Here is a 15,134-nt window from a genome sequence, read left to right as displayed (position 1 = left end):
ACGGATACGTAAATTCATTAACTTACGTTAATAACTCGGTTTCTTGGCGTAATAGGTTTCTAACCTCCATACGTTGGGGTAAAATTTAGATGCGCACGGCGCTAGGTTCTACTGAAAGTAGTCGGAACGGTAGGAAGAGGATACCGGATTATTCTGATGTCTTCGCGCTTCTACGCATTAAACTTCTCCGCTTTTAAGGGGCTTTTTCTCTTTTTCCGTTCCTACACACGTAATCCCCTCCTATAAAGGTAGCGTCACATTTTTGAGCAGTTATATTTTTAAACCTGCCTCCACCGAGTCATAGCGTTCATATTTATTTAACCGAAGGGGAAACGTCGGGTTGTACACTTCCGCGCGAATTAACTCCGCCTACCTTGTTGACGAACGAAATATAGCGATTCGCACACTTTGGCGCATTTTTATTTATCACCCACCACCGCCTCTCATAAGTAATACCCGCATATTGCGGACAAATTGGGACATAGTTTCATAATTAGTTAATCCCGAAAAATGACGTGCCCGTACACTTTCGCGCAAATATATCCGCCCATTAAGTTAAGCTTATGCTGCGAGGTTGTTCTCACACTTTACCGTAAATTTAATTGAAAGTATTTGAAACCAAGGGAACAAGAGTTCGTATTATAAGATATAACAAAAGCGCTTGACCACGTTTTGAACCGCGATCGAGCGCCCCTCACTAAAACGTTTCACACCGCGACGGCGAGTGATTTAACCCCGGCAGCCCACAGCGCGAACGCTAACGACTCCGGCGGAATATCGTCGATCGTAGCGGAACACTCCGAGAGCACGTTGATATCGCATATGGATTCCGTCTGTTCATAGAATCCGGTCTCACTAGACGGCTCAACGCGGATGAAGTAAAACGTGCTGCCTACGTAGTCTGCAATTATCGCGATGCTCGGCGCAAGTAAAACCGCATCTTCCTCGTACCGACCATCCTCGTCATACCCAAGTATTTTGATATCCGTTGTCATCCCCGCATCACCTCTTCAAATAATTACGCCGTTGAAACGTTCCCCGCGAATTGACGGCGGTAACACAATTACGCCGGTATCGCGATATTCAGTTCCTCCGGTATCGCGTAAAGATGCGCAAGGTCCCGTTTCCTTTCCGCCGACCACAGTAGAAACGGCATCGCTTCGCTAGGAATCTCCGATACATCGTTGATAGTTTCGGATGCGACAGTAATGACACATAAGTGACTTAATGCGAGATAGCCGTTAGAGGAAGTGTCAGAAGGTCTAGCGAGAAGTAATTCAACTTCTGAATGTCTAGGTTCTACAGTGGCAAATACATCCGGTGCCAACATGAGCGCATCAGTTTCCCATCTGTCCCAACTCTTCATAACATCATCGTAGATAAAGCCGAAAAGCTTAACGATTTTCATTTCCACCATCTCCCCATAAAATAGTAATGCCGCCGGAGTGTGCGGAGTAGTTGGCGCTATTCCGTTACACAAACCGACGGCGGTGAAGCAAGACCATCAAATCGCTGCAACGAATCAACGGTTTAAAGCCGCCAGTCCCCTAGAACCATTCCATAGCTTTCGCGATGAGCTACGAGTGGTCACTGGCGTAGAGCAAGTACGGATAAAAACACATACGGAATAAGCACGCTCCAACTATTGGCGTAATTAGAACGGATTATCCGCGACGCGGAGGCTGCGGCCCCAACGTTTCGTCCTTTTTCGGACTCATCAGGCGGAATTACACAAGGTAAGAGTTCGCATCGTCGTCGAAATGGTGCGTCAATAAATCATAGGCGTTCATTCGTTTCAGTCGCCGGTACAGTCGCACCATAGACCGCTCGTCCCCGTTATCACAGTGCGCGATCATCGTAGACATACCGGCCTGTGCGTATAGGCCATCGAAGGCGAACGGTTTGACCACGACGATGAACGCGCCGCCGTCCGCTGCGTAAATTGCATGCTCGCCATCCGGTAATAGAAAACCGTGGTCGAACGGAGTTAGTGCATCAGCGTGGTCAATACGGATTTGGATCGGGATTAACTTGGTCATCGCGCCACCATTCCGCGAAGAAGTTCGCCCAATAGAACGCCGATAAAACGGACAATCATACGCCTACGCAAGGATAAGTTCACGTTCGCTCACCTCCGATTGGTCAGCGGTTATGACCGGATGACTACCGTTGACGAGAAAACCGAGCTTAGCGGCTTGATACGTGTTAATCGACCAAGAACCGAGAACCGCGCGTGGACTAACGCCGACTATACGTTGCATGACCGGAGCGAGAACTGCGATTTTTTGACCAAGAGCGGGAAGGCTAACGATAAAGGATAACGTGTGGGGATCGCGGACATAGCGGATTTGCATAAACGAAACCTCCTAAGATTTTTTTCGTAATGTATAGTGTTGATTATGAATACTGCAGTGTTTATTTTGCTATTCACAGAATACACTCTACAGTGTGCATTGTCAACACTCTAATTGAAGTTATATACACTCACAGTTATAATCGCTTTATGGAGGCGGATTTAATTGATAAAGGTACATTTATCGCGGTTAATGGGTGAGCGTCGTCTTAAGATAGCAGATGTTGAAAGAATAACAAACGAACACGGAAACGGGCTTCATAGAAATGGGATTACGAAGCTTTATAATGAAAAAACAGACGGGATAAAATTCGACACTTTGAACGCGTTATGTAAAGCGCTCGACTGCTCCGTCGAAGACATAATCGAGTATATACCGGACAACAACGAAGAGAATCGCTAACGGCAACGCGCCAGTTTTGCGGTTTAATTTATTTATGGGGGATGAGCTATATGGCGAAAATCATTTTTTTATCTCATATTCACGAGGAAAGAGATCTAGCCTTACTAATAAAAAGTACAATTGAGGAAGAGTTTAGTGGGTTCGTTGATGTATTCGTTTCCTCCGATGGTATATCTATACCGGCAGGATCTAACTTTTTAAACAAAATAGAGGATGGCTTAATGAACTGCAATGCAGCAATCGTTTTATTAAGTCCTCACTCGGTAAGTAGGAGTTGGATAAACTTCGAGCTCGGTTCCGTTTGGATTCGAAACAAACTAAGTAGTGAAACTATTCCTGTTATCCCTTTTTGTCATTCCGGAATGACCCTAAACGCCATGCCCCAGCCAATAAATCAACTAAATGCAATACAGGGAAACATAGCATCACAATTGGAATTTGCTTTTAATAGTATACAGAAAGCTGTTGGAGGAAAAGGTTCCCTCAAAACTAATTTCACCGATTTAGCAAGCAAAGTACAAGCCTTCGAAGATAATTACACAGTTGGTGATAAGCTTTCCAATTTTTTTCGTATGTTCGCTAAGAGCACGAATCAAGTTTACCAGTTGATCGACGATAATCCTCATACCCCAAAAGTTATTTTAGGATTAGGAACTGTTGAACTAGATAATGCGAAAAAATTAATTGAGGGAGCAAAGCTAATTCCTGATTATATCTCTGTTAATGCCTCGCCATCCCGTTTACAAGTCGATTCATTCGGCACAAGAAATCTTTGTGAAGTAGAGTTGTTAATTGATACGGACATAATGAAAAAATTTCGAAAACTTCTTGAGTATTAAAGACTCAATACAATTTCATCCGTAGAATTAACGCCCCCAACTCCGCCCCGCACCGTTACCCCTCGGCGGAACCTAGCGCGCCTAAAACGTGTGTATTATCACGGTAAAAACCATACGTATGTCGGACGATATCCGCTCGGCTTTTATTTTTATTAAAAGGAATTTAATGGAGAATGTCGAAATCGTTTTCATACCGTACATCGAAAATTCATGGGGGTACGCTCAATGTACAAATGTCTCCAGCTTAAATCAGCTACAGCGATAGCAAACGACATATGCGCTTACTGTCATGGTGATATCCGTGAGGGCGAAATGTGTTTTGCTATAAGTGGTGGTAATAAGCGTGTTCATTTCAATAATGAAACAGATTGTCCTGAACAACTTACTGCAGGGTATTATGCGAAACTGTTACTCGACGGTAAGCTAGACCTCGGGAAGCTCCGGCGTGAATGTAATCAGAGATTGATGAAATTACCATGCCCCGAGCTTAGAGCCGAAATCTCATTTGACGATGGGTCATTCGTTGGTTGGGCGGCGTTTAAAAGGAGTATACAAGTGCATTTAGATAGATTGGAAGGAGAAAGCGTAAATTGAACACACTCGGCGAGTCAAACCATAAGTATAGGAGGCGTTCATACCGTGAATGAAACCGAAGTAAAAGATAACGACCGGTTAGCGGATTGGCGGAAACGAAACGAAGAGGAAATCGCGCAAATTAACGAGAAGTCTGCTATAAACTTTTACGGTATATCCGGAATGATTACCGCAATACTCGGCGCAATCATCGCGTTAACTACTACATTATATTACGCAGCCTTAGCGATCCCACTCGGATTTATTACGATGGGTATAGGCGAGATCTTACGTTATCTGCATAAAATCAGTAACAAATAAACGAAAAAAGGCGCGGTTCAGCCCCGTAAATAGCGCATCCTCACGCTACTAAACGGACGCCAAACCGCGCCTATTCGTTACTATGTTACCTGCCGCTTTCCACAACTTTTCCGCTAGCCGGTGTATTTCGGACCGAACTGCCGGGCTCTTTGCGTACTATACAGCGGATAAGAGCGATTAACTGCTTTCGCATCTTTAGCGAGTTTTTGGTGGGACTCCGGGACTTCCCGGTTTCGGTTGATGACCGTTGTCGGGTAATGGTAGTGGTTTTTTCGTGTACACGTTAATTCCCCATTTATTTAAGAATTATTGCTTGGTTTATGTATACTCGTACCGGTTGATGGTGGCTTTCCCACATTGCTTATTGGAGTTGGCTGAATTCCCTTTTGAACGCTGGACGGTTGGTGTCCCCTCTGTTCATAACCATTAGTTATAGCAGGTCGCTTTTCCATTCAAATCCTCCTAGTTTTCAAATTTAATAAACTCAATCGATTTAATTTCTTCCTTTGCTATCCACATTCCTTTAGTTCTTGGCCTTATTTCCCAGTCCCCCGTTACTGAATCTCGATCATATACAGCTTGAATGTAGACGTCCCTCTCATCATGAATTGATGATGCGAAAGATTGATCATTGTAGAGCCCATAGACTAAAGTTCCATCCTTAAAAGTGACTATTACCCAGTTACCTTCCTTTAATACATAATCCCAAGCCGTTGGAACCGAGTGCATTGGATTTATCCCTAATTTCGTTAATACATTTCTTAACCAAGATTTTGAAGTAATGACTCCCGATATAAACCCTAAGATATATGGACTTAGAACAAGCAGTCCGAATAAAATAAGCAACCAATAAACAGGCTCATCTTTCCAAAACTTTTCACTAATTAATTTCACAATTAACCAGTACCATACAATAAAATTTATAAAACTAAACGTCAAAAATCTAAGTAGAGCTACTTGTTGATCTAAGATTCTCTGCGGAATGATGCTTGAATATGCCGCATTCATAACAAAGCCTGGCACAATAAAGAAAGTTATGTAGAAGAACGTATCTCCATTTAGTTCCATAGAACCACCTACCTATATCTACTAACCTATATATTATAGGAGATATTGTCAATATTTATATAAATAGAATTACACAATTCGCTAATTAGAAATAATCCCTGAGATACAAATCACTTGTGTCATCATGAAAGATACGTTAAACTATCAGCAACGTAGGACTTCACGTAAACCGTCCGTCAACGTTGAATGAACGGAATTAAGTAGCCTAAGGCAAGCGGAACGATACCGGGTAATTTACGGTTTCCTAAACCGCAGGTCACAGGTTCAATTCCTGTCGGGGCCGCCAGTTTTTCAAATGTTATAGAACCGTACTGATGCGCGGTTCTTTTTGAATCATGCGTCTTCGGCGGGAGTATTCCTCGTGGGAAAAAATGTCTTTCTTCTGTCTCTAGGACAACTGCAAGGCTAAATCTCAGTAAAATTCCATACGGCGCCGGACGGTATCACGATTTCATTTCGGGACTTACCAGGCGCGTTATCCTGCGGATATGATCCGGAAGAGGCGCTTCGTATGGCTGCGGAGTGCCTTTCGCTACACATATTGGGGATGGTACGCGATGGTGACGTGATACCTGCGCCAACAGCGGCCGATCGTATCATATTGGAAGCGGATGAGCACGTTGAGGTAATCGTATTGATGGTAAGGAGGTGACACCGCGATGAAGCTACCGCCAGATCGAAATTTACACTATAACGAGGTTAAACGGAACAACAAAAAAATAACGAAGAATTAACGAAGCTCTCACGCAATTTTGCGATGGGGGCTTTTGTTATTTAACAGGAGGATGTTACGTGGATAAGCGGATAGGCAAACGGTACAAGTTCGACCGTAGCACTCGAAATATAGACAAGTCCCTTCACGATTTATTTGATATTTTCTATAGTGCAAAAGCTGCTGAGGGACGTTCCCCAAATACATTGGAGAAGTATCGAGAATATTTTAGATATTTTTGTTTGTACTTGAAAGACGCAAATCTTGAACCGACAATGACCTGCGTAACGCCAGTGGTTGTGCGCAATTATATGAACTGGATGCGTCACGAGAAACGCAAATGGGATGGACATGCACATAAAGTAGAAGCTAATATGACCGTTGGTCTCTCTCCTGCAACGATAAATTCAAAGGTAAACCGTCTACGCACAATGTTTCAATTTTTATTAAATGAAGGACATATAACAACAAATCCGCTTGCTAATGTCGGTCAATTAAAGGAATCTGTTAAACCAAAACGGGTACTAACTGTTAATGAGCTACAAGCACTTATGGCTGCTCCAAATAGAAAATCCTATGCTGGCTTTCGTGATTATACCGCGATTAATTTAATTTTGGACACGATGGGAAGAATCAGTGAGGTTATAGCGTTAAAGGAATCAGATATAGACTTTAAGGCTGGAACAGTATATTTTCGTGAAGAGATAGTCAAAACACGAGTAGGAAGACGAGTACCGATTACTAAGAGAACATCGCGACTCCTTAAGGAACTTATTAACGAAAACAAAGAGTTTGATACTGACTTTATCTTCCTAGCTAACTATGGAATGAATATTACACATGATCAATTTAGAAACAGATTAAAACAACATGCGAAATCTGCTAACTTAGATGGAGTTCGCATTCATCCTCATTTATTAAGGCATACAGGTGCGACAATGTTCTTAGAGAACGGAGGAGAGTTGCGTCACTTAGCGTCTCTACTCGGTCACAATGACCTGCGCTCCGTTCTCCAATACACGCATCTTTCTGACCAAGCGCTAAGATTTCAACACGACTTATACTCACCGCTGAATCAGATTATTCCAAAGTTACAATTGAACCGTAAAACCAAACGTAAGTAATAAACGCAAAAGACGCGGCCTAGCGTAAATCAACGCATTTCTTCACTACAAGACAGCCACCTTTCACGAAAGTATAATGATGCATCTCGGAGTAACTGAGTGAAGAAAATAACGATGAAATAAAAAAAAGCTCACCGATTATGGCGAGCTCTTTTGTTATTTTGATCTCTCCCAACAAAACGGGAATACAAGAAATTCCTTCCACGCTTGTCTTCTATTATGCTTAATTGGACACGTACCAAATTCCGAGTACTGATATTTGCGGGTAACCTCTCCACAGCTTTTACATTTGTAGGTATCAGTATTTGGTACGAAATCTTTGCTTTTAAATTGTTTTCTTCCCTTGTAGTTTGATATCTTAGTCGATAGTATACTCATGTATTTAGTGAAGTTTAATACTACAAAGAAAGCAGAAATAACTATCAATATGAGTATTGTTGGCTGTATCAAATCATCTGTTTTATTTTCTGTAACTATGAATAATGAAACAAGAAACACAGTCATCAGAATAAGAATTGAGTTGCCTGCCGTCCAAAAAATACTAAATAATCGGCTTGATTTCGTTACAAAAAGTTTATTCTTCTCAGCTTGGAAATTTTTATTATAAAGCGATTGCAATTCTAAGTAGTCATTATTGGTAAGTTTTATTACTTTTTTTCTCAGTGCTTTATATTCATTTATTTCTTCAATCTCAATTTTCTGATTAAGAGATTTTCTACTTCTTTGTTTCTTCTCAAATCTAATTAATTCCCTATAATCTTGAAGAAGATCCGGCGAAATTAGATGGCTAAATTTATTTAGAATCACAACCATATCATCAGAAACCAAAGTTTCCTCATCCACATTTCGATCGATATACATACAGATGGGTGTATAGAAATTTTCAAGCTTATTCGTAAGTGTTTTTTCAAAGTTATTTGTCTTATCTACCTTGTTCTTGGATGTACTAATAAATGATTGGACTACTAAACCAAATAAAGCTATGATGCCAGTTATTATTGCTGCAATTACTGCTGGTTCCATTCTTTCTCCTCACAGTCGTTCTCTAATGTATTTATTATACATAAGAAATAAGAAATTTCATCCAAAAACCGCAGGATTTACGACATCTTTCGTAGAATTTACGTATATTAACAATTATGGACGGTGAACACCGCAATGAAGCCGTTAATCACAACGCGCGACCTATACGAAGCCGCCGCTAACCGTACGCCGATATACGTCTACTTTGACGATGTGGTGTACGGGCCGGCTCCGATCGAAGAGTTAACGGATTTTCACGTAAAACTGCGGATAGATAGCGTTCTGAACAACTTTGTCCGCGCCAATTGTTCGTTCTACTGCGCAAAGGGCATGCTCTAGACCGCAGTCGCGCCGATAATATCCGCCATCTTAAAGCGCTCGCCATCGACCATAAACGTCCGGGTGTACGGATCAACGCGTTCGACAATGCCTATAACCGCGCATTCCTCGTACGGATCGTATAAGCGGAATTGGGCGACCGTTTGCTGACCGAGCGACTCCATTAACACACGCATGATTAATTCGCGCTCCTGCGGATCGATCTCCGGACGGTTACCGCGCCAATTCTCAACGTGATGCGAGTCGCGGATTAGCGCTTCTTTATGCTCCGGTAAAAGAAACTTCGTCTGCCATAGACCGTTCGCATCGAGTTTATTCTTCATATAAAAAGCCCTCCGATATAAGAACGTTTGTTCTCATTATAGCGAGAACTAACGATCATATTCAAGGGCTAAAATAAACAATCCACTAACAGAAAGCTTTCATTCATTTTTTAATTACCAACTTAAACGTTTTTTTATTAACTGAATTCTCATTATCCGCAACAAAGTTGTTTAATAGTTTTTGGGCGCTGACTAATTCAGAAGGGGTATTATAGCCAGTTTCTCTAAATAACTCTATAAGCTTTTTTTCCCAAAATTCATTACTGTGTGAAGTATTGTTTAGAAACGAGTAGTCTGTATTATCTCCCTTGGGTTTTTGGTGAAGTATATTTTTATCTATAGAACTGATCGAATAGACCTCAATTTCATCACTTTCATTTATTCCACCAAAGGCTAACATTACCTTATAGTTATGAGTTTTATGTAACTCTGTGAGATTCAGAGCTTTAAAAACTAGTAAAAATAAATCTTTCCACGCGCTAAAGTTTCTGTCTTTTAGTTGAGTGTCCCTAATTATCATCTCGCATAAATCCTTTGTTCCCGCAAATGCAATAAATGCACGGCCGTCCATTAACGAAGTAAACTTCTGAAAGTCTTCTTGAATAATAGTTACACCGTCAAGATTCGTAACTTGTCCATCAGACATTACGCATAAAAAGGACTCGCGAGCCAGAACCGATACAAAACTCAAATAATACACCCCCAACAATTTACTTTTCATCCATAATAAAAATAGCTTATCCTAGCGATGTAAGTACGTCAATAAGGACTCACATAACAAAATCCACAAACTCCGGTGTCCGCAGCATACCTGCCCGCGTCCAATTCCGGAACCTTACCCGCGCACTTATCTTCGGTTCCAAGTAGACGTAATCGCGATCCTCACCGGTTACTAGCGCCTTCGCGACGCCATATAGCGCCTTTTTATGCGCTACCGGTACCGCGAGCTCAAGTATCCCCGTCGGCTTATTCCGGTACTGCGTCAGCCATCCGAATTGGTTCTTACGGTATCCCGTTATCTGAACGACGGCATCCGTATAGTTGATGATCTTTATCCAATTCGCATCGCGTCGTCCGACATATTTACTCGTCTTCTTTTTAGCGACGATACCTTCGAGTTTTTTCTCGCGGATTGCGTTGAACATCGAATTACCCGCGCCTTCTACGTTAATCACGCGGCTGAAATGCCTATTCTCCGTCAACACTTCCGTAAGTAGCGATTTACGTTCCATCAACGTTCGACCTCGCAAATCTTCGCCGCGATACCGTAATATATCGAACACGAAAAACACAACCGGTTGTCGTACGGATGCTTCCGTAATTGCTAGCGGCTTTTTTTTCATAAAACGTTCCATAACTAGCTCAAACTCGATTGTACCCGTCTCCGGGTTTAAGCATGCTACCTCTCCGTCCAGTACGACGTCAGAGTTATCCGCGATCGGTACGTTATGGAGCTCGGGATATTGAGGTGTTACATCGTTATTATGGCGCGTGAATAGCCGGGCGACTCCGTTCTCCATCGAAAGGATCAAACGGTGACCGTCGATCTTAGGCTCGAATATGTAGCGATCGTCGTCGAACGGAGATTCGCGTTTTTCGAGTAACATCGGGGAAAGAAACATTGCGTACACCATCCGTATATCTTAGTTGATATACCGATTGTAACACTGATAATGATAAGTAAACCCCGGTAAGTTATTGAATATTAGGTTGATTTGGGGAACAACGTCCCTGTCAGAATTATCAAGTTCGAATAAAACTAAAAACCCCTCTCGGTCGGCCAAACCAAGAGAGGTTGATTTCAATAATAGGGCATTCATATATGTTTAACAGTGGCTAACTGATTAGTTTTGAGATCTCGATAATTAGGTTGAAACATTATGTATTGCCAAAAATGATCCTATAATTAAAGATAAATATTAATCGTAATGTTAAATAAGTAAGAAATCTCAATAATATTAACTAATACTATCGCTAAAATAATCGTACTCTTAATAAGCTTTTTCATTGTTCATTGTTCACCCCCACCCTTATAGCACACCTCCTAATAATTATTTTGTTAAAAATACTATACTGTCTTACAAATATATAATAACATTTTCCATTTCCTAATTTCAACTATTTTAAAACAAAATTTAATAATATCATTAGTATTTACAATTGTAAATACATTTTGAAGTAATTTATAATTTTATTTTATTGATTATCTGCGTAAATCCACGACAGTACACGCTCAACGTCCACGGTGTATCTATACGAGAAATCGCGCTTGATACCGCCTCCCTTCGTACACCAACGAAAAGGAACGTTATCCGCGCGATTTTTTTCGTTAACTAACTTCGTACACGCAACTCAATCGGACACGCCGCGTTTGCCCCACGCTCGCTGCCGCAACGAATGGCGCCGTCATATGCGAAACGATCGGACCCGCCGCTGTATCCCGTTTATACTGTACCGCTCTCGCCGCGTTGCGTATTTTTGCGTTAGCATCAACGAAGTTATTATCGTAGCGCGAACGTCTCCTCCGTTTAGGTACGCGATAATCTCGTCCGTCAGTACCGGTTTCTTCCGCTGCTTTGAGCGATGTCTCCCGGTCACGGCGGAGATCCAATTGATGTGCGCTAAAAAACGGATACTCGGCGCGTGCTACCTTGTCCGGGTGTGTATCGGATAATTCCTCGTTTAGTACTGCGTCGGCTAGTCGCTCAAGTAAGGAGCAATCTAGCGGAAGTGAAGCCGGCCGTTCACCGCGACAACCTCCGGTTTCCCATCGATCGAGTGCCGCTTGATTAACGTCAGCGTGCGCTTATTCTTAAACTCGAATTATTCGCGGATAATCCGTTCTTTATGCTCCAGTAGTATCATTCGCGACGACTCCCACAATCCATTTCCCTCAAGCTTATGAGCCATTGTGTTCATCCCTTCATTGCTTAGTAATTCAAACTCCGCTCTAAGTCACCCATCAACATTCCAATTTGCAGCCTTAAATCCTATTGTGAAGTCTCATACTCCTCGCCCCGACAGACGTATTACTCGTCTTCTTTTTAGCAACGAGACCCCTCACCCGTTAATTGTAACATCGGAGAATAACGAGATATCCCGGTAAGATAAATTAAAATAAATGGTGATTGTGGAGGTGATACTATCGCTCGGTAGTAAGTCCACCTCGCGGAACAACATTAAAGCGGGTAATTCAATTATTTTGGTTACTTACAGACACACTAAATAGATTTTGAAAGCCGGTTCTACTATGACTTACAAAAGCCCCTTACAACAAACATAAGGGGCTTCTTACTATTTTACTAGTTTATGAACAGGTGCAGTAACCATCCAAGAAAACTAGCGATTATTGCTGCAAACACCCTGGTAAAGAGCGCCAGCCAGAAGTGCGGTGAATTAGTACGCCTCTTAACTAAACCAATAAACTTAAACATATAAACCCTCCATTTTAATGCATCTAAATGGGCTAATTGGAGAGTTGATTGAAAGCTTTACTTCGACTTAACTTCTCTATAGAGTTTTAGGTTTTAGTTGTTTTAGGTTTTGGTTGTTTTAGAGGTTTTAGTTGTTTTAGGTTTTGGTTGTTTTAGGTTTTGGTTGTTTTAGAGGTTTTAGTTGTTTTAGGTTTTGGTTGTTTTAGAGGTTTTAGTTGTTTTAGTTGTTTTAGGTTTTAGTTGTTTTAGGTTTTGGTTGTTTTAGAGGTTTTAGTTGTTTTAGGTTTTGGTTGTTTTAGGTTTTGGTTGTTAAGTCTTCGTAAGCTAGGCACTGCAACCCAACTTATAGCCCATCCATCTATTACTATATAACAATTATTTCTATCTGTAAAATTCTATTTTTTTGATATTTTGCAAAGAAAAAAGCAGAAGGGATAACCCCTACTGCTTATTCTCAAGCTACTCCGTCTCTGTCTCGATCCAGTTTCGTTGAATACCCCCGGATCGCCTTCGTATAGCGGGTCTACACCGCCTCGCGCACCGCCTTACAGTTCGCGTAATACACGTATTCTTTCTCTTCCGAAAATTTCGAACTTGGCTCCTACTTGGTTTGACTAGACTTCGACGATTCTTTCGACGGTTTCTGCGATTCCTCCGCGAACTGGTTAGGAACCGTAATTTCCGGTTTCTCAACGACAAACAGAACTCGCATGCCGTCCGCGTAATCTTCCAGTTGATTTCCGTCCCAGCTTCCGGCACCTCGGTTGTCTCTCACATCGATATATACTATGCTGGCTCCTTTTCCACCTTCCGCACACATAGCGATCTTCCTCTCGTCGCGATCATATCCGCCTCGGGTAACAACACCAGTTAACGATTTGCTTACGGTTATCCTCAGCCCGGACGACCTCACGTAAATAGACTGTTTATCCCAACTTGGACGGATACTCCTATGACGCGCAGAGACGTTCAATTCCGTCTCAAAGAATACGGTAGATCTGCCGGTACAACAAACGTTCGAGTTTCGCCCCACACTTTGAGGCACACGTTTGCGCGTATGAGTGTAATAAACAAGGCCGGACTCTTCGCGTTGCAGAGTATGCTCGGTCACTCCACATTAAATCAAGTATTAACTTATGTTAACCTCTTCTCCGATGAGATAAAGAACGAACATAAGAAATTTTCACCGTTACAGAACTTCGGACCGGATCATAATAAACTGCACATATAGAAGTGAAAAATGCGGCCTATCGCGGATTTAATTCCATGGGCCGCTTTATTTCATCACTACCATTATCTCTTCAGTTCGTATCGGTTACAACTTATCAGCATAAAGTCACTAACACCTGATCACTTCACCGTGTGTTCGACCCTTTATCTTTAAAACGAAAAAGAACGCCCGAAGGCGCCCTTTTCCTCGTAATCTATTGAGTTTTACGTACACATACGGTACACTATGCGCAAGTTAACGTCCGACAAACTCGCGTCGAAATCGAGGTGAAATCCGATCTAGTTTATCCGAATCGCTACGTAAAGTTTATCGGAACGGCTACGCAAAGCATCCGATAATTCATCGCTATAGCGACCGGAACCGAACCGTAAATCCCGCATCACTACGCCATTTACGAAACCTTATGCTCGATCCGCAGCTTGTCCGCAACCATCGCGATGAATTCGCTATTGGTCGGCTTCGACTTCGCGATGTTGATCGTGTAGCCGAATAGATGGCTAATCGAATCGATGTTGCCGCGAGTCCAAGCGACTTCGATCGCGTGACGGATCGCGCGTTCGACGCGGGAAGGCGTCGTCTTGAATTTCTCTGCGATCGCGGGATACAGCGTCTTCGTAATCGCGCCGAGAATTTCGATGTTGTTGTACACCATCGTAATCGCTTCGCGTAAATACTGGTAGCCTTTAATATGCGCCGGCACGCCGATCTCGTGAATGATACTCGTGATATTGGCATCCAAATTTTTAGGTTTACCGATTTGTACGATGTTCGAACGATTGCTGCTGCTCGGAACGGAAGACGATGTAACCGAATTGACGACGGAGTTGCCGGCCAATTGGCGAATCCGGTTAGCCAGAACATCCATATCGAACGGTTTGAGTATGTAGTAAGAAGCGCCTAGTTGTACCGCACGCTGAGTAATGTTCTCTTGTCCGAAAGCTGTGAGCATAATGATCTTGGGCATAGGCGATAAATTTAAATCCCGCAATTTCTCCAGGACGCCAAGTCCATCCAAATGCGGCATAATAATATCGAGGATCATGACATCCGGTACCCTACGTGTTTCTTCCAGTTGACGGATGACCTCTTCTCCGTTGTACGCCACTCCGATGACCGTCATATCATCCTGCTCTTGGATGTACTCTGATAATAAATTCGTAAATTCTCGGTTGTCGTCTGCTAGGAACACTTCAATACGTGGCAATGTCTGGTCCTCCCTTTCTCTACGCGAGAATTAATTGACGAAAAACGCTCACCGTTTCTCTGTTTATCCGTTTTCGACATTGCTATTCTGTATTCCTTCTCGATTTTAAAAATATTTCTTTATTTATTGTGCAAAATCGAATATAATTATTCATTTGCGTCACAATAGGTCAAATGCCGATATGTTT

The 15,134-nt window shown here is 42.3% G+C and carries 17 protein-coding genes and 1 pseudogene; 7 read left to right on the top strand and 11 right to left on the bottom strand.

Translation table 11 applies throughout. The features are described from left to right. Nucleotides 1-707: 707 nt before the first annotated feature. The 4 genes from L3D05_RS01335 to L3D05_RS01320 form a co-directional block, all read right to left on the bottom strand. Nucleotides 708-995, bottom strand: a complete 288-nt coding sequence (locus L3D05_RS01335) for a hypothetical protein (RefSeq protein WP_239613908.1) — start codon at nt 993-995, stop codon at nt 708-710. Nucleotides 996-1,063: 68 nt separating this feature from the next. After that, on the bottom strand, nt 1,064-1,408 hold the full coding sequence (locus L3D05_RS01330; protein WP_239613906.1) for a hypothetical protein: 345 nt from the start codon (nt 1,406-1,408) through the stop codon (nt 1,064-1,066). A gap of 319 nt (nt 1,409-1,727) precedes the next feature. After that, nucleotides 1,728-2,039 (bottom strand): hypothetical protein, encoded by a 312-nt coding sequence (locus L3D05_RS01325; protein ID WP_239613905.1) that lies wholly within the window; start codon nt 2,037-2,039, stop codon nt 1,728-1,730. A 63-nt stretch (nt 2,040-2,102) separates the two neighbouring features. Further along, a complete protein-coding gene (locus L3D05_RS01320; protein WP_239613903.1) occupies nt 2,103-2,354 on the bottom strand; it encodes a hypothetical protein in 252 nt (83 codons plus the stop codon). Between the two features lie 165 nt (nt 2,355-2,519). Here L3D05_RS01320 and L3D05_RS01315 point away from each other — a divergent pair, with 165 nt between their 5' ends. The 3 genes from L3D05_RS01315 to L3D05_RS01305 all read left to right on the top strand — a co-directional run bounded on the left by L3D05_RS01315 (nt 2,520) and on the right by L3D05_RS01305 (nt 4,489). Next, entirely contained in the window at nt 2,520-2,756 is a 237-nt protein-coding gene (locus L3D05_RS01315) for a helix-turn-helix domain-containing protein (RefSeq protein WP_239613901.1), read from the top strand. A 50-nt stretch (nt 2,757-2,806) separates the two neighbouring features. Then, nucleotides 2,807-3,595 carry a toll/interleukin-1 receptor domain-containing protein gene (locus tag L3D05_RS01310; RefSeq protein ID WP_239613900.1) on the top strand — a complete coding sequence of 263 codons (789 nt, stop codon included), beginning with the start codon at nt 2,807-2,809 and terminating at the stop codon, nt 3,593-3,595. A 639-nt stretch (nt 3,596-4,234) separates the two neighbouring features. Further along, nucleotides 4,235-4,489 (top strand): hypothetical protein, encoded by a 255-nt coding sequence (locus L3D05_RS01305; protein ID WP_239613898.1) that lies wholly within the window; start codon nt 4,235-4,237, stop codon nt 4,487-4,489. 462 nt (nt 4,490-4,951) lie between these two features. Here the strand turns inward: L3D05_RS01305 and L3D05_RS01300 are convergent, their stop codons facing one another. Next, nucleotides 4,952-5,557 (bottom strand): DUF6338 family protein, encoded by a 606-nt coding sequence (locus L3D05_RS01300; protein WP_239613896.1) that lies wholly within the window; start codon nt 5,555-5,557, stop codon nt 4,952-4,954. Between the two features lie 409 nt (nt 5,558-5,966). Between L3D05_RS01300 and L3D05_RS01295 the strand changes: the two genes are divergently transcribed. Next, nucleotides 5,967-6,209, top strand: coding sequence for a type II toxin-antitoxin system HicB family antitoxin (locus L3D05_RS01295; RefSeq protein WP_369417938.1), 243 nt, complete (start codon nt 5,967-5,969; stop codon nt 6,207-6,209). A 140-nt stretch (nt 6,210-6,349) separates the two neighbouring features. Then, entirely contained in the window at nt 6,350-7,393 is a 1,044-nt protein-coding gene (locus L3D05_RS01290; protein WP_239613895.1) for a tyrosine-type recombinase/integrase, read from the top strand. Between the two features lie 156 nt (nt 7,394-7,549). On the opposite strand, the gene L3D05_RS01285 is transcribed toward L3D05_RS01290, so the two are convergent. After that, nucleotides 7,550-8,416, bottom strand: a complete 867-nt coding sequence (locus L3D05_RS01285) for a hypothetical protein (protein WP_239613893.1) — start codon at nt 8,414-8,416, stop codon at nt 7,550-7,552. Between the two features lie 135 nt (nt 8,417-8,551). Between L3D05_RS01285 and L3D05_RS01280 the strand changes: the two genes are divergently transcribed. Next, the gene (locus L3D05_RS01280) at nt 8,552-8,755 is read left to right on the top strand and encodes a hypothetical protein (protein ID WP_239613892.1); all 204 of its coding nucleotides are present in this window, start codon (nt 8,552-8,554) and stop codon (nt 8,753-8,755) included. Here L3D05_RS01280 and L3D05_RS01275 read toward each other — a convergent pair. The 4 genes from L3D05_RS01275 to L3D05_RS26590 form a co-directional block, all read right to left on the bottom strand. Further along, nucleotides 8,752-9,078: a YolD-like family protein gene (locus tag L3D05_RS01275; RefSeq protein WP_239613890.1), complete on the bottom strand. Its 327-nt coding sequence runs from the start codon at nt 9,076-9,078 to the stop codon at nt 8,752-8,754. The genes L3D05_RS01280 and L3D05_RS01275 overlap by 4 nt on opposite strands. Before the next feature lie 103 nt (nt 9,079-9,181). Beyond that, nucleotides 9,182-9,769, bottom strand: a complete 588-nt coding sequence (locus L3D05_RS01270; RefSeq protein ID WP_239613888.1) for a hypothetical protein — start codon at nt 9,767-9,769, stop codon at nt 9,182-9,184. A gap of 79 nt (nt 9,770-9,848) precedes the next feature. Continuing rightward, on the bottom strand, nt 9,849-10,700 hold the full coding sequence (locus L3D05_RS01265) for an ATP-dependent DNA ligase (RefSeq protein WP_239613886.1): 852 nt from the start codon (nt 10,698-10,700) through the stop codon (nt 9,849-9,851). Between the two features lie 2,413 nt (nt 10,701-13,113). Next, nucleotides 13,114-13,608, bottom strand: a complete 495-nt coding sequence (locus L3D05_RS26590; RefSeq protein WP_305037400.1) for a hypothetical protein — start codon at nt 13,606-13,608, stop codon at nt 13,114-13,116. Between L3D05_RS26590 and L3D05_RS01250 the strand changes: the two are divergent. Beyond that, nucleotides 13,495-13,743: pseudogene (locus L3D05_RS01250) on the top strand (tyrosine-type recombinase/integrase); the annotation flags it as partial. The gene L3D05_RS26590 and the pseudogene L3D05_RS01250 overlap by 114 nt on opposite strands. 391 nt (nt 13,744-14,134) lie before the next feature. Here L3D05_RS01250 and spo0A read toward each other — a convergent pair. Next, on the bottom strand, nt 14,135-14,947 hold the full coding sequence (gene spo0A, locus L3D05_RS01245; RefSeq protein WP_239613883.1) for a sporulation transcription factor Spo0A: 813 nt from the start codon (nt 14,945-14,947) through the stop codon (nt 14,135-14,137). Nucleotides 14,948-15,134 lie beyond the last annotated feature (187 nt).

Source organism: Cohnella mopanensis, from assembly GCF_022352055.1.
GTDB lineage: Bacteria > Bacillota > Bacilli > Paenibacillales > Paenibacillaceae > Cohnella > Cohnella mopanensis.
Note: the sequence above shows the minus strand (reverse complement) of the source record. Positions and strands in the feature narration are given on the sequence as shown.